A 26,462-nucleotide genomic window follows, 5' to 3' on the forward strand; every position below is an offset into this window, starting at 1 on the left:
CCCGCGCGGCCCGGCGGAGGCTGGGCGCATGCACCATGCGCCGATCGTCGTCCACCGGATCGCGCCCGCGGGCGGCCGCCGCGTCTCCCTGCGGGCCGAGGGCCAGGACTCGGTCCTGGGCCTGGCCCGCAGCGACGCCGACCTCATCGAGTTCCTGCGCCGGGCCGGCGTACCCGATCCCGACGACATCGTCCTCGGCGACTCCCCGCTGATCGCATGGGTGACCGATGACCCGCACGCCTACGAGGCGGAGCCCTCGGACACCGACATCCCCTGAGGGGCCGGCCGTCCGGCCCTCCCGCACCGCGGCCCCCCGAGGCGGCACCATGGGGCGGGGCGGCCCGTTCCGCCGCCCCGACCGCCAGGACCCGGAAGAGAAGGGGAGTCGATGCTGAAGGACTTCGCCGACCTGTCCACCCCGCTCGTCGCCGACGCGTGCGTGCGCACCGGCCTGCCGCTGCGCGTCGCACCGCCCGGCATCGGCGCGGTCGTCACCGGGCACCGGATCGCCGGCCCCGCGCTGCCGGTGCGCCACTACGGCAGCGTCGACGTGTTCCTGGAGGCCTTCGGCAGCGCCCGGCCCGGCGACGTCCTGGTCATCGACAACGGCGGTCGCACCGACGAGGCCTGCGTCGGCGACCTGGCCGTGCTGGAGGCCGACGGGGCCGGCCTGACGGGCCTGGCGGTGTGGGGGCTGCACCGCGACACACCGGAGCTGGCCGAGATCGGCCTCCCCGTCTTCAGCTACGGAACCCTTCCGGCCGGCCCCGTACGGCTGGACGAGCGCGAGCCGGAGGCGCTCACCAGCGCCCGCTTCGGGGCGCACCTGGTCACCGCCGGGGACATCGTCTTCGGCGACGCGGACGGGGTGCTGTTCGTCGCCGCCGACCGCGTCGAGGAGGTGCTGGCCGCGGCCGGGCGGATCCGGGACACCGAGCGGGAGCAGGCCCGCAGGATCCGTTCGGGCGACACCCTGCGCCGGCAGACGGCCTTCGCCGACTACCTGGTCCTGCGGGACGCCGACCCCTCGTACACCTTCCGCCGGCACCTGCGGAGGATCGGCGGCGCCATCGAGGAGTAGGGCGAAGAGCAGCGTGCGCCGGGTGCGGGAGCGGCTAGGATGCACCGCCCACCGATCGAGGAGGAACGTGTGTCCGCTGCGTCGAGCTATGCGTCCGGGGTCTGTGAAGTGCCGTTGCTGGGCGACACGATCGGGGAGAACCTGGACCGGACCGTACGCCGCTTCCCCGACCGGGACGCGCTCGTCGAGGCCGCCACCGGGCGCCGCTGGACCTATGCGGAGTTCGCCGCCGACGTCGACGCCCTCGCCCTCGGCCTGCTCGACCTCGGCATCGTCAAGGGCGACCGGGTCGGTATCTGGGCGCCCAACCGCGCCGAGTGGACGCTGGTGCAGTACGCCACCGCCAAGCTCGGCGCGGTCCTCGTCACCGTCAACCCGGCCTACCGCGCCCACGAGTTGGAGTACGTACTGCGGCAGTCCGGGATGCGGATGCTGGTCGCCGCGGACCGCTTCAAGACCTCCGACTACGCCGCCATGATCGATGAAGTCCGGCCGGGCTGCCCCGAGTTGGAGTTCACCGTCCTGCTGGACGGATCCGACTGGGACGCGCTGCTGGAGCGGGGCCGCCGCGGTGACCCGGCCGACCTGGCCCGTGCGGGGGCGGCCCTGAGTCCGGACGACCCGGTCAACATCCAGTACACGTCGGGGACCACGGGCTTCCCCAAGGGCGCGACCCTGTCGCACCACAACATCCTCAACAACGGCTACTTCGTGGGCGAGTCGTGCCACTACACCGAGCAGGACCGGGTCTGCATCCCGGTCCCGTTCTACCACTGCTTGGATACGTGAACACCTATGCAATCTCCTCCGGGCGCCGCATACTGACGTGTGTGAGCGATGGGGAGGAGCTGCCTCCAGAGCAGCTAATGGACATCTACGCCCGCAAGTCCGTCAAGATCGCTGGACGCCGCGGGGACCTGTCTCCGGCCATGCAGGAGTCGCGGGGGCGTCAGTGGGGCGAGTGGAACGGGCTGACGACGCGCAAGGTCTGGTGCGACAAGATCAGTGCGTCGAAGGACGTCAGGCGGCCCGACTACGACAAATCGCTTCAGGCACTCGCGGCCGGCGAAATCAAAACCCTTTGGTGCTACAAGCTCGACCGCTTCAGCCGTAGGGGCGCTCTCGCCGTCCTTTCCGTGCTGGAGAACACCAACGGGGGGCGCATCATCTTCGGGGAGGACGGCCTAGACTCGTCCGACCCCAATCACCGCCGCATGATCATGTGGAAGGCGGAAGACGCGCGCGAGGAAGCGGAACGGATCTCGCAGCGCGTCTCCGACACCAAATCCGTGCAGCGCGATAACGGCGAGTGGGTTTCTGGGCGCGTTCCCTATGGCCTCGTAGCGAATGAAAGTAGAAAACTCGTCGAGGACACGCGTCCCGCAAACCCGGAGCAGCCCGGAAAGGGATCAAAGGCAGCCGCCGCAAAGCGGATTTTCCGAGAGGCTGCGGAGGGAAATAGCCTCCGCGAGATCGCCAAGGGCCTTGAAGCGGACGGTATCCGTGGGCCCATGGGCGGCGCCCGGTGGAACTTCAACACCATTCACCGAATGCTGCACAACCCGGCATACGGCGGATGGCAAGTGGTGAAGCTCACCAACGGGCCCGGCACGATCTACACCAATCACAAGGGGCAACGAGTTCGAGTCGGCGTGGTCCTTGTGTCAGACGCCGCGCGAGCAAAGGCGACACGTGCGCTTGCCGGCCACTCGAAGCCCGATCCCACGACAACCGGCGAGGCCCGCGGCAAGCGTCGACACCTCCTCACGGACCTAATTCGCTGCGCCGCGTGCAATCGGGCTGCGCCGAGAATGAGCCGCTCGTACACCTGCATGTCGACACAGGGCGGATCGGTCTGCCCGGCCCCCGTGTCGGCTTTCGCCCCGGCCGTCGAAGGCTACGTAGTGCAACGGTGGTTGGATCGCCTGACGAACGCCGACGCGGAGGATCCCCTCCTCGTCGTCGTGGCGGAGCGCTGGGGCGCTCTCACGCGGCCCGAAGAGACAGCCGAGGTCGAAGAGGCCAGGGCCGCGCTGAAAGCCGCTGAGGCGCAAATGGAGCGTCTTCTTCGTGACCGGCGCAAGGGGCTGTACGAAGGCCCCGCAGCACGCTTCTTCGAGCCGGCTTGGGAGGACGTCAACCGTGACATGGAGGCCGCACGCGAGACGCTCAAAGCTGCCGGCGGTGTCACCGTCGATATCAGCTTCCTGCTAGAGCCGGAGCAAGCCGCGGAGGCGTGGATGGCGGCCGACGACGGCATGAAGCGGGACCTGTTGCGTCTTGCCATTGACGGGATCACGGTTACGAAGGCCAAGACGACGCGCGACCAGTCCCGGTTCGACGGTTTCAGTCGCGTCGAAATCCGGTGGGCGGCCGTGGAGTCGATCTAGGTAACAAGTAGATAACGAAGCTGAGCGCGTCGGACCACAACTCGGCGCGCCCAGCGATGTGTCGGTGGCGCGCTCCTGCGAGGCCTCGTCGTCGCCACCCGTCCCCGCCCCCGGCGTAACAGTCACAGACTGTTACGATCGGGTGCAGATGATTACAGCCGGTAGCCGTAGTCGCTCAAGTTGGGCCAGAATTGCCAAACTAACCCCCTGTTTCATTTTTCTCTTAACGCGTGTTAAGAGAAGTAGAAAAGAGGGGTTAGTTTGCAGTTTTGGCCAGACTGGCGCGGAGGGCGGACGAGCCGGCCGACGATGGTGCGCCGCGGACCATAACACCCACCCCATAACACTAGTAGAGGGAAGATCCGCGGCCGTCGCGAATGGCGGGCGGCCCGCTCCCTCGACGGCCGGCGCCGCTCCTGCGCTCCCCGCACTCTCCTCCGGGTAGATGCGCGGTCGAGCGGCGCCGGCGGTCCCAAGACTTCCCGCTGACGTCCAGGGGACGGGCGGTGGGAGGAACGCGACGAAGCGGGGTACGTCCCCTGCCCGCTTCGTCAATGGACGTGTGCCCGAGCAGTAACCAGGCCTAAGGGTGACACTGCCTAGACGATTCTCCGGCCGGCAGACAGGCAATGGGAGGGCCGCCGCGGGTTCGAATCCCGCCACGTCCACGCACGACGGCTCACCCGCCCTCCGGGACCACTGAGCCGCTAGGTAGGGCGGCGCGGTGCCCCGGGGCAGACCGGGAGCCGGGCGGCAGGCTGTGAAGCACAAGGGATGTGCGCCCGCCCAAACGCGGGAAGTGACCGGGTTCGAGTCCCGGCCCAGCCGCGGGACGCGTGGCGCAGCGCGGGCGGCGTGACCGGGAGACCGGCCCAGAAATACACGCCACAAATACTGTGCCTTGATCTCGTAGCTCAGCGGACAGAGCGCCGTACTACGGATGCGGAGGACGGGGGTTCGAGACCTCCCGAGATCACGACGGCGAGACGGACGCCGTGACTGCCGGTCCCTGACGCACGGGGCAGTCAGAACTTCCGCCGGACCCGCAGGAGTCGTCAGCCACCCTGCGGCTCACCGGCGTGGCCGTCGTGCTGCTCCTCGACGTCAGGGACAGCACACTGCTTCCGTGGCTCAGTGGTTAGAGCGTCCGCCTGTCGAGCGGAGGGCCGCCGGTTCGAATCCGGTCGGGAGCGCCGGCGCAGTGCACGGCCCTTGGACCGACGAGGGTACGACGCTGCGTCCCCCACCCTGGCGACGAGGTGGACCGGTCACGGGCCGGCTGATATTCGACGCGCACCCCTGACGGTCGGTCCCGTCCGGGGTGGCCCGCCCTCGTAGCTCAGTGGAAGAGCAGCGCTCTCGTAAAGCGCGTGCGCAGGTTCGATTCCTGCCGGGGGCTCGGCTGGACCGCATACCAGATGCGCTTGCGCACGTCCCTGCGGACAGAGGCCGTGGCTTCGGTGCTGGCACTGTGGCGCGACGGCCAACACCCGGGCCTCACGGTCCGGACGATCGGGCGTAGCTCAGTGGTAGAGCAGCGGTCTCCAAAACCGCGTACGGGGGTTCGATTCCCTCCGCTCGGGCGATCCTCCTACGGCACCCCACGCCGGTGGGGCTGGCAGAGGATGCGGTATCCGTGAGGACCGTGACGGCGCTCGACGGAGCGCCGATCAGCGGGACGTGGCGCAGAGGTAGCGCACCCGGTTTGGGACCGGGTGGCCGCAGGTTCGATCCCTGCCGTCCCGACTTACTGAGGGCGCGTGAAGACGAGGTTCGCATGCCGCTGGAGCCCGTCGCCCTCGAACTGGGTGCTCTGGAGCGTCCACCCGATCGCCGTGACGTCCTGGATCGCCTTAGCAAGGTCGGCATCCTGGCCCCCGGGCCGCGGGTAGTGCTTGCGGATGAACACCGTGTCTCCGCGTTTCCACGCGTCCCCAGCCGCCTCGTGGATCGGCGGGATGGCGAACTTCTTTAGGAGCTTCCTCAGCATGCGCTGAGCGTATGACACCACTTGTTGCCCCGTCTGCCCTTCCGGCGACGGGGCTTTCGTGTGCCCGTGGGAGGTGACCGGATGGCATGGGACGGAAGCGACCGCAGGCAGCGCCTCCCGGCGGACTGGCCGCGGATCCGGCGCCGGATCATCCGCCGCGACGGCGGCGTCTGCACGGCCCGCTACAGCGATGGCCGACGGTGCGAGCTGCCGGGGACGGACGTCGACCACATCGTTCCTGGAGACGACCACCGGGACGACAACTTGCAGTTGCTTTGCCCGTGGCACCACAGGCACAAGAGCGCCACGGAGGGCGGTACAGCAGCCGCCAGGACCCGCGTACAGACCCGCCGGCCGACGGCGACACATCCCGCGCTGGAGGACGACTAATGGCGGCTACGATGCGAGCGGGGATCCCGCTGTACGCGCACCCTGGGACGAACTCCCGTGCGTGGGCCGGTCTCTCGGCTGACGACCAGCCTGTCTCGTGGGTGGTCGTGAACCAGGACTCTGGCCCTGGCAGCCCGGAAGACACCGTCCTCACGGCCGCTGCAAAGGCGGTCGGGAGCGGCGCCGTGCTGTGCGGGTATATCGACCACAATTACGGCGCCGTGCTGGACTTCACCGTAAAGGGGCAGGCGGAAGAGTGGGTGGCCCGTGGGATCACGGGCGCGTTCATCGACCGCGTGGCCTCCGGCTCGTCCAGCGTCCAGGACGTCGCTCGCACGGTGCTGCACCTGCGGGAGGCTGGAATCACATACGTGGTGCTGAACTGCGGTACGGTGCCCGCTCCTGCGGTCGTGGACCTGGCCGACGTCGTGGTGACCTTCGAGGGCTCCATGGCGGACTACCGCACCCTGTCCCTGCCTGACTGGCTCACTGCCCTCCAACCGGAGCGCACAGCCCACCTGGTCTACGAGGCCACGGCAGACGAGGCAGTAGAGGCTGTAGGGCTGGCGCGTAGACGCGGGTGCCACCACGTCTACGCGACGTCTGCCACGTTCGCGAGCGGCAACCCATGGTCGACGCTGCCTGACTACTGGCCACGCCTGGTGGCTGCACTGACGCGTTACCCGGCACGCCCGACGCATGTGTGGCCACGATGAGCGTGGGTGCGCACGTGGAGATCCTGGAGGACGACCACGAGCCAGGCACTGGTGTGGTGGCCATGCGTGTGAGGGTGAACGGCACGGACGTCGGGACGCTGGCTCGGGCGCCTAAGGTAGACGCTGGCGACGGCGTGAGCCGCATGGCGACGGTGACGCTCATGCTAGTGCCATCTAGGGTGGATGTCAAGGGGTCTGACGCAAAGAATTCTGACGTCTTCAAGATCGGCTTTGCGGCTCACGAACCGGCCCAGAATCGGACATAGTTACCGATTTGAGCGTCTTCCAAAACGGACATAGCCGGGCATTTTGAATCACCATGAAACGGTGCAAAACGGACATAAAGACGTGATCGATACCAGGGGGTACACCCTCATTGGATCATGTCAAGACCGTCAAGGTGCTGGTTCTCGCTGTCTGTACGGGTCTGGGGGATGCCGTCAAGGGCTCTCCAGGCGCCCGCTGGAGCGCCGTTCGTTGGCTGGTTGGACTGGTTTGACCCACGAACCGGGAGGCGGGCGTACGGCGATCCGGTCACACAGATTGAACAATCATCGCAGGTCAGCAGACAGAAAGCGTTCGCGGCCGCTAGAATGGACACCATGAAGACGACGCCCCGGACGTGCGAGTTCTGCACTCAGCCGCTACCGCTGATGGCGCGTCAACATGCACGTTTCTGCGACACGCGCTGCCGCTCGAAGGCCTACCGGGCCGCTAAGGCGGATGCCACGCCCCACGAGCTTCGGACCCGCGACAGGTGGATTCGACGCTCCGCAACGAAGGTTCCCCTGACGGTCGCCGGCACGGCGGCTTCATCGACGGACCCGCGGACGTGGACCACGTACTATGACGCCGCCGCTTCGACGACCGGCGTCGGTCTGGGCTTCGTCCTCTCCGACGAGGACACCATCGTCTGCACTGACCTGGACCACTGCTTGAACCCGCTCACGGGCCGGCTGGCGCCGTGGGCTGCTGCCATCGTTCGCGACGCGGGGGCCACCTACGTAGAGGTCTCCCCGTCCGGCGACGGCTTGCACATCTGGGGCCGCGCGAACGTCCGACAGGGACGCCGCATCCGACGCCCCGACGGTACGGCCGTGGAGATCTACGGGACCGGCCGCTACATCGCAATGACGGGGCGCCGGCACGGCTCTTGCCCGTCGATCCTCGCGGACCTCTCCGCGGTGGTTTCCAAGCTGACGCGGTAGCCCCCGACATGGGCGGCGCTGCCGTCCGACCCGGGAGGTTACTCATGGAGTCTTGCTCGCACGCGCACCCTGTTGCGGCGTGGCAGCGTCCCGACGCCTGCGTCTACTGCTGGCTGGGAGCGCCGGCCCCTGCCAGGGCACTGACGGACGGTGGCTGATGGCCGGCCGCGGACCAGCCCCCAAGGACCCGACGAAGCGCCGCCGGCGCAACGCCGCGGAGCCGGAGACGGTGATCACCCCGGACGACGAGCTCCGCGGCCCGGAGCTGCCCGCGGGCGTGCTCGGAGAGGACGAGGACGGCGCCCCCATTGAGTGGCACCCGATGACTCAACTGTGGTGGGACTCCTGGCGGACGTCGGCGCAGGCGCAGACCTTCGTGGCGACAGACTGGCTCTTCCTCATCGACACGGCTCTGATGCATCACACGATGTGGGCAAGGGGGCGATGGGAATTTGCCTCTGAAGTCCGCCTCCGCGCCGCCAAATTCGGCGCTACGCCGGAGGACAGGGCGCGCCTGAAGCTCAAGGTAGACGACCCCGCGAACGCCCGTCAGGCGCCCGTACAGCGCCCCGACAACGTCAGCGATATCAACTCGCGCCGGGCGCGCCTGACTAGCTAGGGGACCGTGTGCCGCGCGCTATTGTGCGCGCCCCCGGTCACGACCGCTCCCGCTCTCTCGGGTGGCTTGCGGTCGCATGGATGGAATTCTTCGTTGTGCACGGCCCTGGCGACGTCCAGGGGGAGCCGGTACGGCATGGAGACGAATACACAGGCTTTGTCGTCGACTGCTACGCGGTCGATGACGACGAGGGCCGACTCCTCTACGACTCGGCGTTCTTCAGCCGCCCGAAAGGCTGCGACAAGTCCGGTCTCGGCGCCCGAATAGGGCTCTTCGAAGCGTTCGGCCCCGCCCGCTTCGACGGCTGGGCAGAGGGCGGAGAGGTCTGCCGGGATCCCTGGGGACTTGGCTTTGAGTACGTCTACGAGCCCGGCGAGCCCATGGGTCGCCCGGTCAAGGTGCCGTATCTCCGCATCATGGCGACGGAGGAAGGCCAGACCGGCAACGTCTTCGACACCATCCATTTCAATCTGACCGACGAGGCGTCGCCCCTGTCGCAGGTCCCCAACGTCGACGTTGGGCTGACCCGAATCATCCTCCCTGACGGCGGAGAGATCATGCCGTCAACCGCCTCGTCCTCGTCGAAGGACGGCGGCAAAGAGACGTGGGTCTGCTTCGATGAGACCCACCTCTACAACACTCCCGAACTCCGGCGCATGTACGCCACGGTGACCCGCAATCTTCGCAAGAGGAAGCGTGGCGCACAGACGTGGTACCTGGAAACGACGACGATGTTCGCCCCGGGTCAGGACTCCGTCGCTGAGCGGACGTACGAGGAAGCGGAAGCAATCCGCGACGGCCGTAAGAAGCGCGGGCGCGCCCGCCTCATGTACGACCACCGTTGGGGTGAGTGCAAGAACCTCAAGGACGAGAACGAACTCAGGGGCGCCCTCGTCGACGCCTATGGCGACGCCATGGAGTGGATGGACCTTGAATCCCTCGTCGATGACTTCTACGACCTCCGCAACGACTCTGCTGACGGACGGCGGTATTTTCTCAACTCCCGCACCGTCGCTTCTGACGCCTGGATGGACCCCGACGCGTGGGCTCTCTGCCGGCGCGCGGAAGAAATAGCCGCTGGCGACCTTGTCACGCTCGGCTTTGACGGATCCATCCGAGACGACGCAACGGCCTTGACGGCATGCCGAGTTTCTGACGGGCACCTCATGCTCTTGGGCTGCTGGGAGAAACCGGAGGGACCCGAGGGCGACGGCTGGCAGGTGGACCGTGAGAGTGTCGACAACGCTGTGACTCGCGCTTTCGAGCGGTACGAGGTCTGCGGCATGTACGCCGACCCGCCGCACTGGCAGGACTACGTAGACCGCTGGACCGCGGACCACGGCGAACAGCTCCAGGTGCGGGCCACGCAGGCACGTCCGCTGGAGTGGTGGACGAACCGGCCCACGGCCATGGAGAGCGCGCTCGACCGCTTCATGGAGGCCGTGGAGGACAAGGGTCTGTCGCACGCCGAATCGCTCGACGTCGACGAGCCGTCTGCGCTCCTCCGTCTCGGCGCCACGCTGACCCGCCACGTAAGGAACGCCCGTCGCCGGCCGATGGGGCGCAATCACCTCGGCATCGGTAAGGAACACGCGAAGTCGCCCAAGAAGATCGACGCCGCAATGAGCGCCGTCCTGGCCTACGAATGCCGCGCCGACGCCGTGGCCGCCGGAATTACCAAGCGAAAGAAGCGGTCCAGCCGCCTCGTCGCATTCTGAGAGGGGGCCCCGTGCCTGTCGATGCAAGCAAGCCGGAGTCTCCCGGATGGTGGCTTCAGCGTCTCGGAAAGAAGATTCTCGACGAGCGGGACGACGTCCGCGGTATCGACGGGGAGGTAACTCCCGGTCTGGACACCCTCTGTCGCTACGCCGAAGGAAAGCCGCCGCTTCCGCACGTCCCCGGGGTTGACCCCAGGGAAGTTGCGGAGTGGATGCGCGACGCGCGTACGAACTGGACGAGCCTCGTCATCGACTCTCCGGCGGAGCGTCTCGGAGTCGACGGATTTCGCTTCGGTAAGGGCCGTGGAGGTAAGTCGGCCAAGACGGCTGACGAGGACGCCAACCGGATTTGGCAAGAGAACAGCATGGACGCGGACTCCGATCTCGTCCACTACGGCGCCCTCTCGCAGCGACGAGCTTTCGTCCTCGTCGAAAAGGGCGACGACGGCCGGCCGGTGCTAACTCACGAGACGCCGCGACAGGTGGCTGTGGAGCATGCGCAGGGTAATCGGCGCGCGCTAGCCGCGGGCCTGAAGATGTGGCGCGATGACTGGACCGGGCAGACCCGCGCGACACTCTGGACACCTGCTGAAATCTTCGAGTTCACCACGAAGTCGGAAGCGCCGGCATTCGCAGGCCGGGCCGCCGTACTTCGTGGATGGGATGCGCTTGCCACCCCGAGTGAGGCTGACGGGCGCCGCGCTAATGAGCTGGGACTCGTGCCTCTTGTTCCCTTCATCAATAGGCGGAACCGACGTCCCGAAGGCTTCGCGGAGCACGAAGACGTACTCACGATTCAGAACCGGATCAACCTGTCGTTGATCAACCTTATCGCAGCCATGAAGTACGGCAGCTTCCGTCAAAGGTATGCTGCCGGACTGGAAGTCGATGAGGACCCGATCACTGGGGCGAAGATTCAGCCCTTCCAGCTCGATATTCGGAAGCTGTGGACCACTGCCGACCCCGACGTGAAATTCGGAGAGTTCGCGGCGACCGATCTCATGCCGTATGTCCGGGCCGTTGAAGCTGCGACGCAGGATCTCGCCGCTATCAGCCGTACACCACCGCATTACATGATCGGCGCCGTAGTCAACGTCAGCGGTAGCGCTTTGACGCAGGCGGAAACCGGTCTGGTTTCCAAAGTACGCGACCGGCAACGGAATTTCGGCGAGAGCTGGGAGGCCGTCATGCGCCTTGCCTTCCGCATCCTCGGCGACGAGCAGCGCGCGACGGCGTACGACGCCGAAACGGTCTGGCGCGACCCCGAGTCGCGCACCATCGGCGAGCTCGCCGACGCAGCAGTTAAAAAGGCAAGTGCTGGTGTTCCGTGGCGTCAGCGCATGGAGGACATGGGCTACACCCCGGCAGAGATTGCGCGCATGGAGGTGGACCGCGCGGCAGACGCACTGAACGCGACGCCAGCGCAGGACCCGCAGCCCGCGTCTCTCCAGGCGGCCCGCGATGCGCGCGAGCAGCGCGACACTCGGACGGTGATCGGCCGTGGCGCTGACGCAGCTTGACCGCCAGTACGGGACGGCTGTCCGCGGCGTGTGGACGAGCACCCTCGGGCGCGTCAATCGAGCCTGGACCGACCTCGGGTCGTGGCGTGGGGAAGACGTGAGCCGCTTCCAGCGGACCGCCCTCCCCATCATGCTCGCCGGTCAGCGTCAGATTGCGTCGCTCACTACGACGTACCTGGAGCGCCTCTACCGCGACGTCGCCGACGAGACGATCCGCACGGACCTGGACTACGACCGGGTCACCGGCCGTGCACTCCGCGGCGTGGACCCTGACGAGGTTTACCGCCGACCCTTCGTCGACGTCTGGACGGCACTGTCCGAGGACGAGCCCCTCGACGAGGCGCTGAGGCTGGGCGCTCACCGGCTGGAGACGATCGCAAAGACGGATCTCCAGCTCGCCCGAACGCACACCGTGCGGGAGGTCGGCGAGGAGATGCCGGGTTTCGAATACACCGTGCGCGAGCTACAGGGCGAATACGACTGCGCTCTCTGCATGATCGCCTCGACGCAGCGCTACCGAAAGCGGGACCTGGCGCCGATCCACCCGGGCTGTGATTGCCTCGTCAAGCTCGTCACAGCCGGCGAGGATCCGGGCCAGGTCATCGACGAGGAGCGGCTAGAAGCGATTCACTCCGCCGTCGAGGCGGCCCTAGGCGACTTCGACCGCGGGGGTCGGGCGCTCGACTACCGAAAGATCATCATTGCCAACGAGCACGGCGAGATTGGTCCCGTGCTCGGCTACCGGGGCCAGCGCTTCACCGGTCCCGACGACATCCACCTTCCGACCTGACGCCCGCCACGGGCCGACGACTCCCGACAGGGGAATCCCGCATGCCTCGACGCACTCTCGCACGCCGCAATCTCGTCACCTTTGCTGCGGAGCCTTGGACGCTCTTCAACAACGATCCGACCGCCGGCGGTGGCGGTGGGGGCGGTCCGCAGGTCAATGAGCACGGGTACCCCGACGGGACCCCCGTCGCGGACATGGAGCCAAGCCACCAGGCGGCTTACTGGAAGCACCACGCCCGTAAGTGGGAGTCCACAGCGAAGGCTGGCCCCGACGCTGCTGAGCTGGAGCGTCTGCGCGCTGCTGATGACGAGCTGAAGACCCGCAAGGCCGCAGATCTCTCCGAGACGGAGCGCCTCCAGAAGGAGCGCGACGAGGCTCTTGCGGCTGCGGAGACGGCACGCGCTGAGGCTGCGACGGCGACGGCTGCGTCCCTGCGCATGCAGGTGGCCGCAGACAGGGGCCTGACGACGGCGCAGGCCGCGCGTCTTCAGGGCGCCACGAGGGAGGAGCTGGAGGCGGACGCGGATGCGCTGCTTGCACTCTTCCCCGCTGCACCTCAGGGCACCCCGCCTCCGCCGCGTGCTGGCGGTCCCCGCGGGGGCGATGTCGGCGGCTCGTCGACGGTCGCGTCCGGCGCGGAGCGATACCGCGCGAAGCACGGCAAGTAATCCACCTACCTGGAGGGATCCTCTATGGACCTCAGCATTCGGAGCACGAGCTTCGGCCAGGACCGTCGGGATTGGCTGGGGTCCGCCCACGGCACCGACGCCCCCGTGTCGATCACGCTCGACGTCTCGAAGTTCACGAGCGGCACCCACTACCCGCAGGGCTTCATTAAGAGCGGTATCCCGCTCGGCAGGGTGACTGCGTCCGGCAAGTACGGCCCGTACGACAACGCCGCGAGCGACGGCCGGGAAGTGTGCGTGGGCTTCCTCTTCACGGACCAGAACGTTGTATCGCCGCGCGGCGTCGCCTCGACCACGGTCGTCGGCAGCATGCTCCTGCACTGCTTCATCCGTGAGGCGAAGCTCCCCGTCACCATCGACTCCGCGGGCAAGGCGGACGTCGCCGGTCGCGTCGTCTTCGTCTGAGAGAGGTAACACATGCAGCTCATTGCAGAGTACGCGACGCCGGCGGAGCTGACCGGCTACGCGCGGGCGGCCCTGCGGGACCGGGAGGAGAATCAGTTCTCCCTGAACCGCTGGCTCCCGAACACGACGATCAACGATCTGTCGTACCGCTTCACCCGCGGTGGCGGTGGCCTCGTGGAGGCGGCCGTCTTCAGGGCCTTCGACGCTGAGTCGGACATCGGCTACCGGCCGGGCGGCGCGCGGGTGACGGGTGAACTCCCTCCGATCTCGCGAAAGATGCCCGTATCGGAGTACGAACAGATTCAGATGCGCGGCATTGACGCGCAGGGCGAGGAGATCCGCGACGCGATGGAGGCTGACTCTGTCCGCCTGGTGTCCGCCATCGCGGCCCGCCTCGAACTGGCCCGAGGTGACGCGCTGTTCAACGGGTCGGTGACGATCGCGGAGAACCGTATCCAGGCGAGCGTGGACTTCCAGCGCTCTGCGAGTCACTCCGTGACGGCCGCTACGGTTTGGTCGGACACCGAAAACGCCAACGCGTACGACGACCTTCAGGCATGGCTCGACGTGTACAACACGACGAACGGCGTGCTCCCGGCGTACACGCTGATGTCGCGCAAGATCTACAACTACCTGCGGCGAAACAAGCAGCTTCGCGAACTCGCCTACCGAGGTGCGTCCTCGGCGCCGACTGTGCTCACGAAGGACGACCTGACCACCATCCTTGGTGACTTCGACATTCCACCGCCAGTGATCTACGACGCGAAGGTCAGCGTCGATGGCACCGCCACCCGCGTCACGCCGGAGGACAAGATCCTCTTTCTTCCCGAGCAGGGTGATGCCGCTGGCAAGACCCTGTGGGGCGTCCCGGTGGAGGCGAACGACCCGCGGTACGGCCTCCAGGGTGACGGCGCCGGCGTTGCGGTTGGTGCGTACAAGTCGGAGGATCCCCAGACGCTGTGGACCCGCGCGACGGCCATCGCGCTCCCGGTCGTGGCGGCTCCGGACCTCACCTTCGTGGCCGACGTCCTGTCGTCCTGATCAGAAACGCGAGGCATTCACGCATGGCACGTCTAGCAAGCATCGTTCACGTGGTGGACGAGTCGGGCCGCAGCTTCGTTTACGGCCCCGATGACGAGGTCCCTGCGTGGGCTGAGTCGCGAATCACCAACCCGGCAGCGTGGGCGGACCCGCCGTCCGTAAGTGCACACACGGAGCCGGAGCCCGCTCCAGTGAAACGGGCAGCTCCGCGGCGGACCGGTCGAAGGAAGGTGGCTGCGGATGCTCCTGTTCACGACGAGTGAGCTGACGGCCCTCCTGCGCACGCCGCTCCCGCAGGAGTCTGCCGACCTGGCGCATGATCTGACCCTCGACGCCTTCCGCGGAGAGGTCGGCGCCCGACTGACGGATCCACCGCAGCCCGGCGTGAAGAGCGTCGCCCTGGCGGTCGCTGCTCGCGTTCTGACCAACCCCGGCGGAGTCCGGTCGGAGCAGGCGGGCGGCATGCTCGTGAGCTACGCCGATACGCAGACCGGTGTGGTCCTCTCGGAGGACGAACGGCGCCGGCTGCGCCGTTCGGTCGGCATTGCGTCGGGCGTGGGGATGCTGGACATCGCGCCGCCTGACGTGGCCCCAGCTACTGTCTGGCGGCCGACGTGAGCCTGATTCGGGCCCTAATGTCGGAGACCTGGACCATTGAGCGCGCCGGCGCTCCAGTCCGGGACTCGACTGGCAGCTATGTGCCAGGCCCGCGGACGTACATCGACGTCCCGCACAGTGCGGTGATCAGTCCGTACGGCGTCACGGTCGGCTCGTCGTCGGAAACGCACGACGCCTCGACGACGGTGGAGACGAGGCGGGTGTACGTCGCTCCCCTTGGCACTGACGTCCGGGCCGGTGATCGAATCACCCGAGGTGCCGAGACATACGAGGTGATCGGCCGCCCGTTGATCTTCCCCCTGACGTCCCTTGCCCGGGTCGAGGCATCTGTAGAGGAGGTGACCGGATGACGTACCGATCCCGCTACACCGGCCGGTACTCCGGCATCGGATCCATGCTCCGGCAGCGGTGGCTGCATGCGCCGTGCAAGGCCGTTGCCGTGAAGATCATGGAGACCGCACAGTCGACGGCCCCCGTCGGTGATCCTATGGAGGACCGGCACCCGGGGCTGTATGCGGCGAGCTTCACTGTGGTTCCGATCTTCAAGAACGTCCCGTTTCGCGGCAAGCCTCGACGCCGATCGGGCGCCCGCGTCATGAATGTCGCGCCCCACGCCTGGCGCGTCGAGCACGGCGACGGACGTGTTCCGCGGTACGCGGTGCTTCAGCGTGCCGTCGACGCCGTGAAGGCGGCGCATGGTGGCTGACGTCGAATCTGTCATCGCCCCGTGGATCGAAGCAACGCTCGGCGTTACGGCCGGCGCGGAGACACCGCCCGACCTGGAGGAGCGGCTCCCCGTCGTCCGCGTCGAGCGAATCGGCGGGGCGGATGAGCGCTTCACCGCGCATCCCCGGATCGCCGTCGATGTGTTCGCAGAGACCGCGGACGAGGCGCGGACGCTGAGCCTCGCCGTCCGGGACGCACTCCTCTTTCTCCGGGGCGCGGTGGGCGGGGCCGTGGTCCGTGACGTCCGTTGCGACGCCGGCCCGTCCCGCCAGCCATGGGCCAACCCGGCCATTCATCGGCGCGGAGCCACGTACACCGTGAGCCTGTACGCCGCATAACCCCCTGAACTTCGACCCGGATTGCCGTCGGCATTCGGGTCTCTCGCATGCCCTGGAGGGCTCATGGCGGATACCCGCAATGCCGATTTGACTTTCGGCGCAACTGACTACCTCGTCTACCTGGCGGCTAAGGACACCGCGTCGCCAACCGGATTCACCGACCCTGCCACGGGGTGGACGAATCTCGGATGGGTGACCACTGAGGGTGGCCTCTTCAAGCTGGAAGAGGAGACGAAGGACATTGAGGCGGCCGGCTCTCTGGAGCCGATTCGTACGCTGATGACCAAGTCGACGAAGTCTGTCCAGGTCACGTTCCTGGAGGGGCTGAACCCGCTCGTTCGCGCACTGTACGACAACGTCCCGGTTGCCTCCCTGGAGCCGACGACGGACATTGCGACGTACAGCATGCCGGACCAGCCATCCGACCTCCGTTACGCGTTCATTTTCGACACGATCGACAACGGCAAGCGGATGCGGCTTTACATGCCTAACGGTAAGGTCGTTGAGCGCGGCGACGAGCAGCCACAGACGGCTGACGTTATGCCCGTGCAGATGACGTTCAAGTTCTACAAGGGCGCCAGCAACACAGCGGCCGTGAAGCGGTCGATCAAGTACGGCGGCATCGACGTATCGGGATTCTTCGACTAAGCCGGACGTCGTCCATAAACCAGCGGGGCCCGTATCTGCGCGGGTCCGGGCCCCGCTTCATTTCAGACCCGCGCGCACCTCGACTTCCTGATTTTTGGAGACCCGCGCATATGACTACTTCCCCCGCTAAGGCCCAGGAGAACGAGGCAGCCGGCGCGTACGGCGTCGCGCAGCTCTGTGGCGTTGACCTGCGCATTAAGCCTGTCACGCAGTGGCGCCCGTCGTACCTCCGTGCCCTCCGTCAGGGCGACTACGACACGTGGGCGGCCGGCGTGCTGCACGAGGACGACGTCCAGACGTTCATCGACCTCGACGGCACGTTCGAGGAAATCAACGAATTCACTTCCGCCGCAATGGAGTCGGCTGGTGAGCCAATGGGAAAGCCCTCTGGACGCTCCGCGTCCTCGACGAGCACTCGGAAGCGATAGAGGCAGATTTGGCGTGGAGGGGGATTGACCTCCTCGACGTCTACCGAGGGCACCTCTCAGTCCGGCGCCTTCGGGTGCTTATCGAGCACCTGCCCCCGGAGTCGGCCACAAAGACGGCCATCCGCAACGCCATCGACCCAGCGGAGTTGGAGCAGGCTTCCGGCGAATCTCGCCCCGACTTGGCGCCGTGGAGCACCGTGGAAATGCTCTTGGCGACGATCCGAGACGAGTTGGTAATGAGCCGCCTCGTAGCCGTTGCCGCAGCCGGCGGAAAGCCTGGCGAGTTCGCCCCCATGCCCCGTCCGGGGATCCCACCGAAAACGGCCAGTGCGCCGCGGATGACCGACGAAATGCGCCGCGCGATTGACCCGCGGCTGAGAGACCAGCCGTAGGGAGGCGTAATGGCGGGAGACCTGGACGTAGTCGGTAGCGTAGCCGTTGACGTCGTGCCGATTGTTCCCAATTTCCATGAGCGCCTGAAGACCCTCATCCTTCCCATTGCCGACCGCGTAGGCCGAGAGGCTGGGGAGCGGATGGGGGATGAGATGGCGAATCGCATCGTCATCGCAATCCCGCAGGCAATTCAGCGTGGCGGTGCTGCCGCGATTCGGATCGCAGGAAGGCAGGGCGACGACGCGGGCGGTGCATTCGCGCGCAGCATCCGGCGGAAGCTGGAGATCGCGTTTAAGGCGATGCCGAAGCTCGACGTCCGCCTGTCGGATACGGGTGTCGACGCACAGCTTGCCCGTGTCCGGGCCAAGCTGGAGCAACTCAGCGGCAAGAGGATCGGCATTGACATCAGCGCGGAGGACGCAGCCGCGCGGGTGGAGGCCCTGGAGGAGCAGCTCCGCCGGCTGGGAGCAGCGCACCCGAATGTGACTGTCCGGGCCGACACTGCCGTCGCTCGTGCGGCCCTTGCCGAAATCCGTGAGGCAATCGCGGAGATCAGCGCGACGCCGGGCCGAGTGCGTTTGGAGACCGACGGGGCGTTCGGCGCCCGACTCCGGGCGGTCGTCGAGCAGGCGCGTGCCTCGCTCCCAGAGATCAACGTAGACGTCGACACGTCGCCGGCCCGTGCCGAAATCCAATCGCTCCGGGCGCAGCTCGACACCCTGGCGGATCAGCGGGTTGGCATCGACGTGGACGCTGCAACGGCACTCGCGCAGATCAGTGCCGTACAGGAGCGCCTAGCTGTCCTCTCTGCGACGGCCGCGGACATCGACGTCCGGGCGGACACAGCCGCTGCTGCCGCACAGCTTGCAGCGCTTCAGGCGATGGCCGACGACACGAAGGTCTTCAGGATCCAGGCGTTTGCCGACACGTCGCAGGCGACCGGCGCGCTGATGCACCTGGCCGTGAACATGGCGGTGCTGATGGCGATACCTGCCGCGCCTCCGCTTCTCGCAGGGCTCGGCGGCATTGCCGCAATGGCGACGGCTGCGGCGGCCGGTGTTGGCTCCCTTGCTCTCGTCGCAGTACCCGCAATCAAGGGTGTGACCGAGGCTCTGACGGCGAAGAAAGCTGCTGACGACGAGGCGGCGAAGGCCTCTGAAGCCGGCGGCCGGTCCGCCGCGCAGTCCGCGCAGCGCGCGCTGCAAATGGCCGGAGCACAGGACGCCCTGTCGGCCGCCCACCGCAACGCCGCCCGCAGCATCTCGCAGGCCAACCGCCAGGTAGCCGACGCAGAACGCGCCGTCGCACAGGCAGCGCAGCGGGCCGCGGACGATAGGCGCCAGGCCGCGGAAGCGGTGGTCCGCGCTGAGCAGTCGCTCGCCGATGCGAAGCGCGCCGCCCGCCGGGCGGAGGAGGATCTCACCGACGCGCGTGCCGACGCAGCACGTCAGCTCCGTGATCTCAACGACCGGCTGGCTGACGGCGCCCTCGACGAGCGAGAAGCGACCCTCCGCGTCCAACGGGCGGAGATCGACCTCCAGAACATGCGTGAGCGTGGTCTCGCCGTCTCCGAGATGGAGCGCGAGGAAGTCGAACTCCGGTACGAGCAAGCCGTATTGGCCGCTAAGCAGCAGAGGCAGCAGTACGCCGACCTCCAGGCCGACGCCGCAAAGGCCAGGGCCGCGGGAGTCGACGGATCCGATGCGGTCCGGTCCGCCACAGAGCGGATGCAGGATGCACAGCGGCACGTGGCTGACCAGAGTAAGGCGGTCGCAGAAGCTCAGCGCGCAGCAGCTCGGACGCAGATCGAATCGGCGCAGGCCGTAGCTGACGCTCAGCAGCGTGTTGTTGACGCCGCAGAGAACGCGGCGAGCGCGCAGGTGTCTGCCGCTGAGGCCGTCGAGGCTGCGGAACGGGGCGTCGAGTCGGCCCGTCTTTCGGGTCTCGGAGCCCTGTCGCAGTCGACGTCGAAGGCGGATGAGTACGCCGCCGCTCTGGCGAAGATGACGCCGGCGGGACGAGAACTTTTCGACTCCATCGCCGGCCCGAACGGTTTGAAGGTAGCGTTCCGCGACTGGCACACGCAGCTACAGCCCGAGGTTCTGCCGCTATTCACCCGCGGAGTTAACGGAGCCAAGAACTCGCTTCCCGGACTGACACCGCTTGTGCTCTCTGCCGCATCCGCGGTCGGGACGCTGATGGATAAAGCATCGGCGCAGCTCAAGACGCCGTTCTGGCAGGAATTCAAGGCCGACATTCGCGAGAGCGCAGAGCCGGCAATCATCGGACTTGGTACGGCGTTCGGAAACGTCGTCAAGGGTATGGCGGGCGTCATTGATGCTTTCCTGCCGCACATGGACGGTATCGTTGCCGCCTCTGACCGAATCACGGGCCGATTTGCGACGTGGGGGACGAGCCTGAAGGGCTCTCCCGATTTCGAGCGATTCCTGAAATACGTCAAGGATACATCGCCAGGGCTGGCATCGTTCCTCGGCGATATCCTCCGTGCGGCCCTTGACGTCGCGCAGGCCCTTTCGCCGGTATCGCAGGCCATGATGACGGTGCTGTCTCCCGTGATTAGCTCCATATCGTGGATCTCACAGAATGCGCCGGAGTTTGTTATCGCCCTGTGGGGGATCTACTTCGCCTCCAAGGCAATATCCCTTGGTATGGCCGCTTTTGCGGTGGCGATGGGGATTTATGAGACCGTCATGGTGCTGGCGACGATTGCGACGTCGGGATTCGCGGTGGCTCTGGGAGCGACAGGTATCGTTCCGATCATTCGCGCCGTTGTCATTGTCATAGCGCTCCTCGCTGCTGCCGTCGTCTGGGCGTACAACAACGTCGGCTGGTTCCGGACGGCAGTAGACACTGCCTGGGCCGGTATCAAGATAGCGACAGAATTCCTGTGGGCGAAGGTTCTGAAGCCGGTATTCGAGGCGCTCTGGATCATCCTGAAAGCCGTCGGCGAAGGCGCCCTCTGGCTCTGGGAACACGCCATCGGACCAGCGTTTTCCTTCATCTGGGAAGCGGCGAAGATCCTTTTTCAGATCGTAGCCGTGTCCGTCCTGACGCCGCTCTACCTGCTGTTCAAGGCGCTCGGAGCGGTCGGCCTGTGGCTCTGGGAGGCAGTCTTCCGCGACGTCTTCCAGTGGATAGGCGACAAGGCTATTTGGCTCTGGAATGCCGGAGTGAAACCAGCCTTCCAGGGGTTCGCGGAGCAGATTGCATTCCTCGGCAAGGCCGTTCGCTGGCTCTGGGACAACTTCATTTCTCCGATCTTCTCATGGATCGGAGATAAGGCGGCGTGGCTGTACCGGGAGGGCGTCAAGCCCCAGGTTGATCGACTTCGCTCACTGCTCGACTCCCTCGCCGACGGGTTCTCGACGACGAAGGACAGCATTCGACGAGCTTGGGACCAGATTAAGGAAATCACAAAGGGTCCCGTCGAATTCGTAGCCAAGATCGTGTACAACAAGGGAATCCTTCCCGTCTGGAACGCGGTTGCCGGCATCACCGGTGTTGGGAAGCTGGAGGAATTCAAGGGATTCCACACCGGCGGCATCATGTCCGGCTATTCCCCGGGACGAGATGATCGGCTTATCGCCGTTGGCGGTGGCGAGGCAATCATGCGGCCGGAATGGACGCGGGCCGTCGGTGCCGACCGGATCAACGCCTGGAATGCAGCAGCGCGTAGCGGCGGTATATCCGGCGTGCAGCGCGCTATCTCGGCCGGCATGCCTGCCTATGCAGACGGCGGAATCGTCGACTGGATAAAGGGCAAGGCGTCGCGCGTCGGCGCCGTCCTGAAGGGCGGATGGGACGCACTGAGCGACCCCGGTGCGCTCTTCGACGAGCTGACTGGCGGAGTGCGCGACAAGGTCCGCGACCTGGCTTCGAACCGGTGGGCGCAGGCCCTCGGGAAGATGCCGCTGAAAATGCTCGAAGGCCTGAAGGAAAAGGCGCTCGAATGGTTCAGCTTCGGCGGTAGCGATGGAGGCCTTTGGTCCGCCCCCGTCGATGCTCGCCCCGGCACCCCATTCGGGCAAGCCGGCGGCATGTGGTCGTCCGGTCGGCACACTGGCCTCGACTTCCCCGCGGCAGTCGGCACCCTCGTCCGCGCCGTCGCCGGTGGTCGGGTCACGATGGCGACGGGCGGAGGCCCGTACGGCAACCACATCATGATCAACCATGGTGGGGGTCTGACGTCGCTGTACGCCCACCTGTCGGAGATTCTGACGAAGGTCGGCGACACGGTCCGCCAGGGACAGACGATCGGACGAGTCGGCGCGACGGGCAACGTCACCGGCCCGCACCTGCACCTCGAAGCGAGGATGAACGGGACGCCGGTTGATCCAATGACCTACCTCTCCGGAGGTGGGGGCGGGGGTAACGGCGGCTCTGGCGTTGCTCGTTGGCGCCCCGCGGTCCTCCGAGCGCTGAGCCTCGTCGGACAGCCGACCAGCATGGCGGACACGACCCTCCGACGGATGAACCAGGAGTCGGGCGGTGACCCCCGCGCCGTCAACCTCTGGGACGTCAACGCGAGGTCGGGCACGCCCAGTGTCGGCCTGATGCAGGTCATCAAACCGACGTTCGAGGCCTATGCGGGCGCCATGCGTGGTATCGGCCCGTACATGTACGGCGTCAGCGTGGACCCCATTGCGAACATCTACTCGTCGATGCGGTACGCGATGTCGCGGTACGGCTCCCTCCCGCGCGCCTACGACCGCCCCGGTGGCTACGCGAACGGCGGGTTCCCCGGGATCGGGGAGTTGGCATGGGTCGGCGAGCAGGGGCCGGAGCTAGTCCGCTTCCTCGCCCCGACGCAGGTCTACAGCGCGTCCGACTCCCGGGCCATGGTTCGCCAGGCGGCGAGTCTGCGCGGACTCACCCCGTCGACGTCCCCGACGCAGCTGTACGCCGACGTGCACGTCTACGTCGGAGACCGCGAAATCACAGACATCGTTGACGTCCGAATCGAGCAGCGCGACGCCCTCGCCGCTGACGCACTCATCACAGGAAGGCGGCTCTGATGCCAGATGAACCGACCGACGAGCCGACTCCCGTCGACGAGGAGTCGGAGATGCCGATCTACACGGCCCCTCAGGTAGAGCCGCCCCCGTCCACCACTGAACCGCTCCGCGGCGAGCAGGGCGGGGACGGCGGATGAGTGTCGGTACGAACCTGCTGCCTGCGAATACGAGCAGTGTCGAAACGAACACGAGCGGCTGGACTGCGGGCGCGAATACAACGCTTTCGCAGTCCAGCCGTTTCTATCAGGGGGCAAAGTCCCTCGGCCTGACGGCGACGGCCGCCGGCACGGTGACGGCGACGACGGCGACGAGGGTTGCCGTCGTGGCTGGCCAGGAGTATCAGGCCTACGCGTTCTTCGCGAACGTGGTCGCTGCCTCGGGCCGAACGTCGGCCGTGTCGATCTCTTGGTACGCCGCGTCGTCCGGGGGCTCCCCGATCTCGACGTCCGCGGGCGCTGCAACGTCCCTGGCCAACTCGACTGCCTGGAACACGCCGCCCCCTCAGGTGACGGCTAAGGCACCGGCTGGAGCGACGTACGCGGCCGTGACGATCACGGTGACTGGTCTCTCCGCCGGCGCCGTGGTTGCGGCGGACGTGATCACCCTGGGGCTCCCGCAGACATGGGCGGGGAACCTGCTCGGCTACAACCAAGCCTCAGCCGAGACAGACACCACAGGATGGGCCGCGCTCACCAACTGCACTGTTGACCGGGTCAGTACCGATTCCTGGGAAGGCTGGTACAGCCTCCGCCTGACGTCCGTCGCGGCTGGCAACACGCGCGCGAATAGCGCGGGCGGAACGACGATCACGACCGGGATTGAATACGTCGGTCTGGCCTACGTGAAGCCGACGGTCACGACTGACGTGATCCTCGAAATCCGCTGGTACGACGCCGCGGACGCCTTCCTTTCCGGCTCCGCCACGACGTGGCCAGCAGTCACCGCCGGCTCATGGAACCGCCTGACGGTCATCGGGACCGCGCCCGTCGGCGCAGCAGCAGCGCGCATCGCAGTCCGCCCGCAGGCCACGGCCGCCGCACAGACGTGGCTCTATGACTACGTGGGCCTCATGCCCGCGCCGCTGATCGCCGGAAATCTCCTGGGCTACGGCGCACAGTCTATGGAGGTGGACGTATCCGCCTGGACGGCGGCCTCCGGGTGCACCATCCAGCGCCAGACAGGGACCGTCTTCGCCGGTGGGGCGTCGATGGCGATCCTGCCTACTCCGGGCGCCCCTCTCTCCACTGTGCAGATGGCGGGCACGGTGCCAGTCACGCCGCGGACGACGTACAAGTGCACGGCGTACCTCTGGCACGACTTCGTGGCCCACACCGTCGATTTTGACGTCATCTTCACTTGGTACGACGCCGCCATGGCCGAGGTCGGCAGCGGCGTATTCCGATGGGTGACCAGCGGTACCGGCGGCTGGTACGCACTCATGGGCTCCGACGTCGCGCCAGACGGCGCAGTCTTCCTCAGGGTTGCGATCCGGATCCTGGCGCCGACGCTCATCGACTACTTCGTTGACGAAGTCATGGTGGGCGTGGGCGGCTTGGGTCTCTTCGCCGACGTGATCCCAGACGTCTACGGCGCGGCGATCACCCTTCAGGGCCTGACGACTGGAGGCCACACGCACTACGGCCTGTGGCGAGTGCGGGACGACGGCGCGATGACTCCAGTCCGCGCTGAGTCCGGCGACATGGTGGCGGTCCCCATCACTGGTGACGTCGCCATCGCGTCGGACTACGAGGCCCCGTTGGGCGTGCCGGTTCGGTATCACCTCCGGGTCTACACCGGAAGCGACTACCTCCGGACGACGTCCAGGCCTATCAGCCTGCCCGAGCCAGCCGCGACAGACATTGTCATCAAGGATCCCACGCAGCCCGTACGGTCCCTGACGCTCACCGTCGACACGGTCCCTGACTGGACCCGCGCCGCACGGCAAGGGGTGCACCAAATTACCGGGCGCGCAACGCCCATCGTGATCTCTGACGTCCGCACGAGCCGCACAGGGACGATGACCGTCGTAACGGCCACGCGGGACGAGATAACCCGCCTGTGGTGGCTGCTGGAGACGGGCGACTCCCTAATGATCCAGTGGCCCTCGACGTGGGGCGAGCAAGACGTTTACGTCCAGGTCGGCGATGTCACAGAGACGCACATCGTCCGGTGGGCGCGCTACCAGGACCGTACTTGGGCCCTGCCGCTGACGGAAGTGGACCGTCCCGTCGGGGGCCTCGTCGGATCGGCGACACGAACTTGGGCGTCGCTGGAGGCTGAGGCGACTGACTGGCTCGACGTCCTCACCGGTCACTCTGACTGGCTCAGCGTCCTCACCGGGAGCGCATGATGCAGACGACCACGCCGGCGTTCCGCCAGGCGCTCACCGTCTCTCACCGCATGGCGGTCCGGGTAGACGCGTACTACGACGGCGCGCTTACCCGGTCGGACATCCCGATCTCAGACGGCGCCGTGACCCTGGACCGCGGGTCGAAGGTACGGCGCTCCCTCGCCCTGACGGTGGCGGATCTGTCGCTCCTCCCATGGAGCCCGACGGATCCGCTCGCCGTGTACGGGCAGGAGCTACGCGTATACCGGGGAATCCCGTTCGCGGCTGGCACAGAGTGGATCCCTCTCGGGACTTTCCGAATTGACGAGCCGTCGGCCGACGTGCACCGCGGACCTATCACTCTCACAGGAAAGTCCGCGGAAGTTGCCATTCAGGACGACCGCTTCGCGGTGCCGACGTCGACGTACGGATACTCGACGTGCGTCGACGCAATCACCTACCTGATTCACGAAACCGATCCGTCGGCCGTGATCGTGAACGCAACGGCGGACAGTCGAAACCCCGTATGCCCGGTTGCTACGTGGAATTCGCAGGCAGACCGATGGGATGCGGTAGTACAAATAGCTCGGGCGATGAACGCGGAGATTTTTTGTGACGCAACGAACAGATACGTGATCGCCGACTCGCCCAACGTCCTAACGTCACCGGTTGTATGGGAAATCGCGGAGGGTGAGGGCGGGACGCTCATGTCGGCCGCCCGGACCATGTCACGATCGGCCGTTTACAACGCTGTGCAGGTCTCTGGAGAAAACACATCGGCAAACACAACGCCGGTGAGTGCGACCGTTTATGACGATGACCCGTCGAGCCCGACTCGTTGGGGCGGCCCATTCGGCAAGGTGACGAAATTCTATTCCTCCGCCCTGCTGACGACGGTGGCCGGGTGCACTGCCGCAGCACAGTCAATGCTTTTCGACGCCACGGCACCGAACATTCAGTCATCAATTTCCGCGTCCCCTAACCCTGCGCTGGAGCCGGGGGACGTCGTCAGAGTGCGCTACGCGGACCGACGAAATCTCTTCCTCGTCCAGGCCCTGACGATCCCACTGACGGCCGCGGGCAGCTCGACGATCACCCTGCGGGGCGGCAAGGAGGACACGGAATGACGCGCCTAGCGGAGGCTGTCCAGCGGGCCGCAGAGGCTGCTGTAGTGCAGCTCAGCGCCTCGTGGTGCATGGCCACGGTCGCAGCCGTCAACGGGGACGGGACGGTGACCATCACCACAGCCGCCGGCGCCGTTCCGTCCGTCCGGCGCCTCCGGCACTACACGCCAAGCGTCGGAGACCACGTCATGGTCGCCGTGAATGCGGACGGGAATTGGCTCGTCGTCGGCGCTACGGCCCCCTGACGTCCGGCCGTTGCTATTCAGCG

26 protein-coding genes, 7 tRNA genes and 1 pseudogene are annotated in these 26,462 nt (G+C 66.7%); 33 read left to right on the top strand and 1 reads right to left on the bottom strand.

From position 1 onward, the window contains the following. Positions 1-28 precede the first annotated feature (28 nt). The 11 genes and pseudogenes from ACZ4VL_RS00270 to ACZ4VL_RS00320 all read left to right on the top strand — a co-directional run bounded on the left by ACZ4VL_RS00270 (position 29) and on the right by ACZ4VL_RS00320 (position 5,217). A complete protein-coding gene (locus ACZ4VL_RS00270) occupies positions 29-277 on the top strand; it encodes a hypothetical protein (protein ID WP_468193665.1) in 249 nt (82 codons plus the stop codon). 111 nt (positions 278-388) lie between these two features. Continuing rightward, on the top strand, positions 389-1,081 hold the full coding sequence (locus ACZ4VL_RS00275; RefSeq protein ID WP_468193668.1) for an RraA family protein: 693 nt from the start codon (positions 389-391) through the stop codon (positions 1,079-1,081). A 39-nt stretch (positions 1,082-1,120) separates the two neighbouring features. After that, positions 1,121-1,858: pseudogene (locus ACZ4VL_RS00280) on the top strand (AMP-binding protein); the annotation flags it as partial. Positions 1,859-1,911: 53 nt separating this feature from the next. Next, positions 1,912-3,471 (top strand): recombinase family protein, encoded by a 1,560-nt coding sequence (locus ACZ4VL_RS00285; RefSeq protein WP_468193671.1) that lies wholly within the window; start codon positions 1,912-1,914, stop codon positions 3,469-3,471. A gap of 556 nt (positions 3,472-4,027) precedes the next feature. Next, a tRNA-OTHER gene (locus ACZ4VL_RS00290) sits at positions 4,028-4,139 on the top strand. A gap of 88 nt (positions 4,140-4,227) precedes the next feature. Beyond that, positions 4,228-4,299, top strand: a tRNA-Leu gene (locus ACZ4VL_RS00295). Positions 4,300-4,374: 75 nt separating this feature from the next. Further along, positions 4,375-4,447 (top strand) — tRNA-Arg (locus ACZ4VL_RS00300). Between the two features lie 144 nt (positions 4,448-4,591). Further along, a tRNA-Asp gene (locus ACZ4VL_RS00305) sits at positions 4,592-4,664 on the top strand. Positions 4,665-4,799: 135 nt separating this feature from the next. After that, positions 4,800-4,870: transfer RNA gene (locus ACZ4VL_RS00310), tRNA-Thr, on the top strand. A gap of 113 nt (positions 4,871-4,983) precedes the next feature. Next, positions 4,984-5,054, top strand: a tRNA-Trp gene (locus ACZ4VL_RS00315). Between the two features lie 91 nt (positions 5,055-5,145). Beyond that, positions 5,146-5,217 (top strand) — tRNA-Pro (locus ACZ4VL_RS00320). A gap of 1 nt (position 5,218) precedes the next feature. Here the strand turns inward: ACZ4VL_RS00320 and ACZ4VL_RS00325 are convergent. Then, positions 5,219-5,461, bottom strand: a complete 243-nt coding sequence (locus tag ACZ4VL_RS00325; RefSeq protein WP_468193674.1) for a hypothetical protein — start codon at positions 5,459-5,461, stop codon at positions 5,219-5,221. An 81-nt stretch (positions 5,462-5,542) separates the two neighbouring features. Here ACZ4VL_RS00325 and ACZ4VL_RS00330 point away from each other — a divergent pair, with 81 nt between their 5' ends. The 22 genes from ACZ4VL_RS00330 to ACZ4VL_RS00435 all read left to right on the top strand — a co-directional run bounded on the left by ACZ4VL_RS00330 (position 5,543) and on the right by ACZ4VL_RS00435 (position 26,439). Beyond that, positions 5,543-5,851, top strand: coding sequence for an HNH endonuclease (locus ACZ4VL_RS00330; protein ID WP_468193676.1), 309 nt, complete (start codon positions 5,543-5,545; stop codon positions 5,849-5,851). Between the two features lie 11 nt (positions 5,852-5,862). After that, positions 5,863-6,567 (top strand): spherulation-specific family 4 protein, encoded by a 705-nt coding sequence (locus ACZ4VL_RS00335; protein ID WP_468194214.1) that lies wholly within the window; start codon positions 5,863-5,865, stop codon positions 6,565-6,567. A gap of 14 nt (positions 6,568-6,581) precedes the next feature. Next, positions 6,582-6,833, top strand: a complete 252-nt coding sequence (locus ACZ4VL_RS00340) for a hypothetical protein (RefSeq protein ID WP_468193678.1) — start codon at positions 6,582-6,584, stop codon at positions 6,831-6,833. Between the two features lie 336 nt (positions 6,834-7,169). Then, positions 7,170-7,775 carry a DNA primase gene (locus ACZ4VL_RS00345; protein ID WP_468193681.1) on the top strand — a complete coding sequence of 202 codons (606 nt, stop codon included), beginning with the start codon at positions 7,170-7,172 and terminating at the stop codon, positions 7,773-7,775. 157 nt (positions 7,776-7,932) lie between these two features. Further along, the gene (locus tag ACZ4VL_RS00350; protein WP_468193683.1) at positions 7,933-8,394 is read left to right on the top strand and encodes a phage terminase small subunit; all 462 of its coding nucleotides are present in this window, start codon (positions 7,933-7,935) and stop codon (positions 8,392-8,394) included. 80 nt (positions 8,395-8,474) lie between these two features. Beyond that, entirely contained in the window at positions 8,475-10,112 is a 1,638-nt protein-coding gene (locus ACZ4VL_RS00355; protein ID WP_468193685.1) for a terminase, read from the top strand. Between the two features lie 11 nt (positions 10,113-10,123). Beyond that, positions 10,124-11,632, top strand: a complete 1,509-nt coding sequence (locus tag ACZ4VL_RS00360) for a phage portal protein (RefSeq protein WP_468193688.1) — start codon at positions 10,124-10,126, stop codon at positions 11,630-11,632. Continuing rightward, the gene (locus ACZ4VL_RS00365) at positions 11,613-12,422 is read left to right on the top strand and encodes a hypothetical protein (RefSeq protein WP_468193691.1); all 810 of its coding nucleotides are present in this window, start codon (positions 11,613-11,615) and stop codon (positions 12,420-12,422) included. The genes ACZ4VL_RS00360 and ACZ4VL_RS00365 overlap by 20 nt, the downstream gene beginning before the upstream one ends. Positions 12,423-12,463: 41 nt before the next feature. Then, positions 12,464-13,090 carry a hypothetical protein gene (locus ACZ4VL_RS00370; RefSeq protein ID WP_468193693.1) on the top strand — a complete coding sequence of 209 codons (627 nt, stop codon included), beginning with the start codon at positions 12,464-12,466 and terminating at the stop codon, positions 13,088-13,090. Between the two features lie 24 nt (positions 13,091-13,114). Then, positions 13,115-13,513: a head decoration protein gene (locus tag ACZ4VL_RS00375; RefSeq protein ID WP_468193695.1), complete on the top strand. Its 399-nt coding sequence runs from the start codon at positions 13,115-13,117 to the stop codon at positions 13,511-13,513. Positions 13,514-13,525: 12 nt separating this feature from the next. Next, a complete protein-coding gene (locus ACZ4VL_RS00380; RefSeq protein WP_468193698.1) occupies positions 13,526-14,554 on the top strand; it encodes a major capsid protein in 1,029 nt (342 codons plus the stop codon). A 240-nt stretch (positions 14,555-14,794) separates the two neighbouring features. Beyond that, positions 14,795-15,172: a hypothetical protein gene (locus tag ACZ4VL_RS00385; protein ID WP_468193701.1), complete on the top strand. Its 378-nt coding sequence runs from the start codon at positions 14,795-14,797 to the stop codon at positions 15,170-15,172. Next, positions 15,169-15,522, top strand: coding sequence for a hypothetical protein (locus ACZ4VL_RS00390; RefSeq protein ID WP_468193703.1), 354 nt, complete (start codon positions 15,169-15,171; stop codon positions 15,520-15,522). The genes ACZ4VL_RS00385 and ACZ4VL_RS00390 overlap by 4 nt, the downstream gene beginning before the upstream one ends. After that, complete coding sequence (locus tag ACZ4VL_RS00395) at positions 15,519-15,878, top strand: hypothetical protein (RefSeq protein ID WP_468193705.1); 360 nt, start codon at positions 15,519-15,521, stop codon at positions 15,876-15,878. The genes ACZ4VL_RS00390 and ACZ4VL_RS00395 overlap by 4 nt, the downstream gene beginning before the upstream one ends. Further along, entirely contained in the window at positions 15,868-16,236 is a 369-nt protein-coding gene (locus ACZ4VL_RS00400; RefSeq protein WP_468193706.1) for a hypothetical protein, read from the top strand. The genes ACZ4VL_RS00395 and ACZ4VL_RS00400 overlap by 11 nt, the downstream gene beginning before the upstream one ends. A 63-nt stretch (positions 16,237-16,299) precedes the next feature. Further along, the gene (locus ACZ4VL_RS00405; protein ID WP_468193708.1) at positions 16,300-16,884 is read left to right on the top strand and encodes a phage tail tube protein; all 585 of its coding nucleotides are present in this window, start codon (positions 16,300-16,302) and stop codon (positions 16,882-16,884) included. 110 nt (positions 16,885-16,994) lie between these two features. Beyond that, positions 16,995-17,312 (top strand): hypothetical protein, encoded by a 318-nt coding sequence (locus ACZ4VL_RS00410; protein WP_468193710.1) that lies wholly within the window; start codon positions 16,995-16,997, stop codon positions 17,310-17,312. A gap of 401 nt (positions 17,313-17,713) precedes the next feature. Next, a complete protein-coding gene (locus ACZ4VL_RS00415) occupies positions 17,714-22,741 on the top strand; it encodes a peptidoglycan DD-metalloendopeptidase family protein (protein ID WP_468193712.1) in 5,028 nt (1,675 codons plus the stop codon). After that, positions 22,741-22,878: a hypothetical protein gene (locus tag ACZ4VL_RS00420; RefSeq protein WP_468193715.1), complete on the top strand. Its 138-nt coding sequence runs from the start codon at positions 22,741-22,743 to the stop codon at positions 22,876-22,878. Before ACZ4VL_RS00415 ends, ACZ4VL_RS00420 begins: the two co-directional genes overlap by 1 nt. After that, on the top strand, positions 22,875-25,091 hold the full coding sequence (locus ACZ4VL_RS00425) for a hypothetical protein (protein WP_468193718.1): 2,217 nt from the start codon (positions 22,875-22,877) through the stop codon (positions 25,089-25,091). The genes ACZ4VL_RS00420 and ACZ4VL_RS00425 overlap by 4 nt, the downstream gene beginning before the upstream one ends. Next, positions 25,088-26,197 (top strand): DUF5047 domain-containing protein, encoded by a 1,110-nt coding sequence (locus tag ACZ4VL_RS00430; RefSeq protein ID WP_468193720.1) that lies wholly within the window; start codon positions 25,088-25,090, stop codon positions 26,195-26,197. The genes ACZ4VL_RS00425 and ACZ4VL_RS00430 overlap by 4 nt, the downstream gene beginning before the upstream one ends. Further along, positions 26,194-26,439: a hypothetical protein gene (locus tag ACZ4VL_RS00435; RefSeq protein ID WP_468193722.1), complete on the top strand. Its 246-nt coding sequence runs from the start codon at positions 26,194-26,196 to the stop codon at positions 26,437-26,439. The genes ACZ4VL_RS00430 and ACZ4VL_RS00435 overlap by 4 nt, the downstream gene beginning before the upstream one ends. Positions 26,440-26,462: the final 23 nt, after the last annotated feature.

Source organism: Streptomyces sp. NPDC029014, assembly GCF_055564695.1.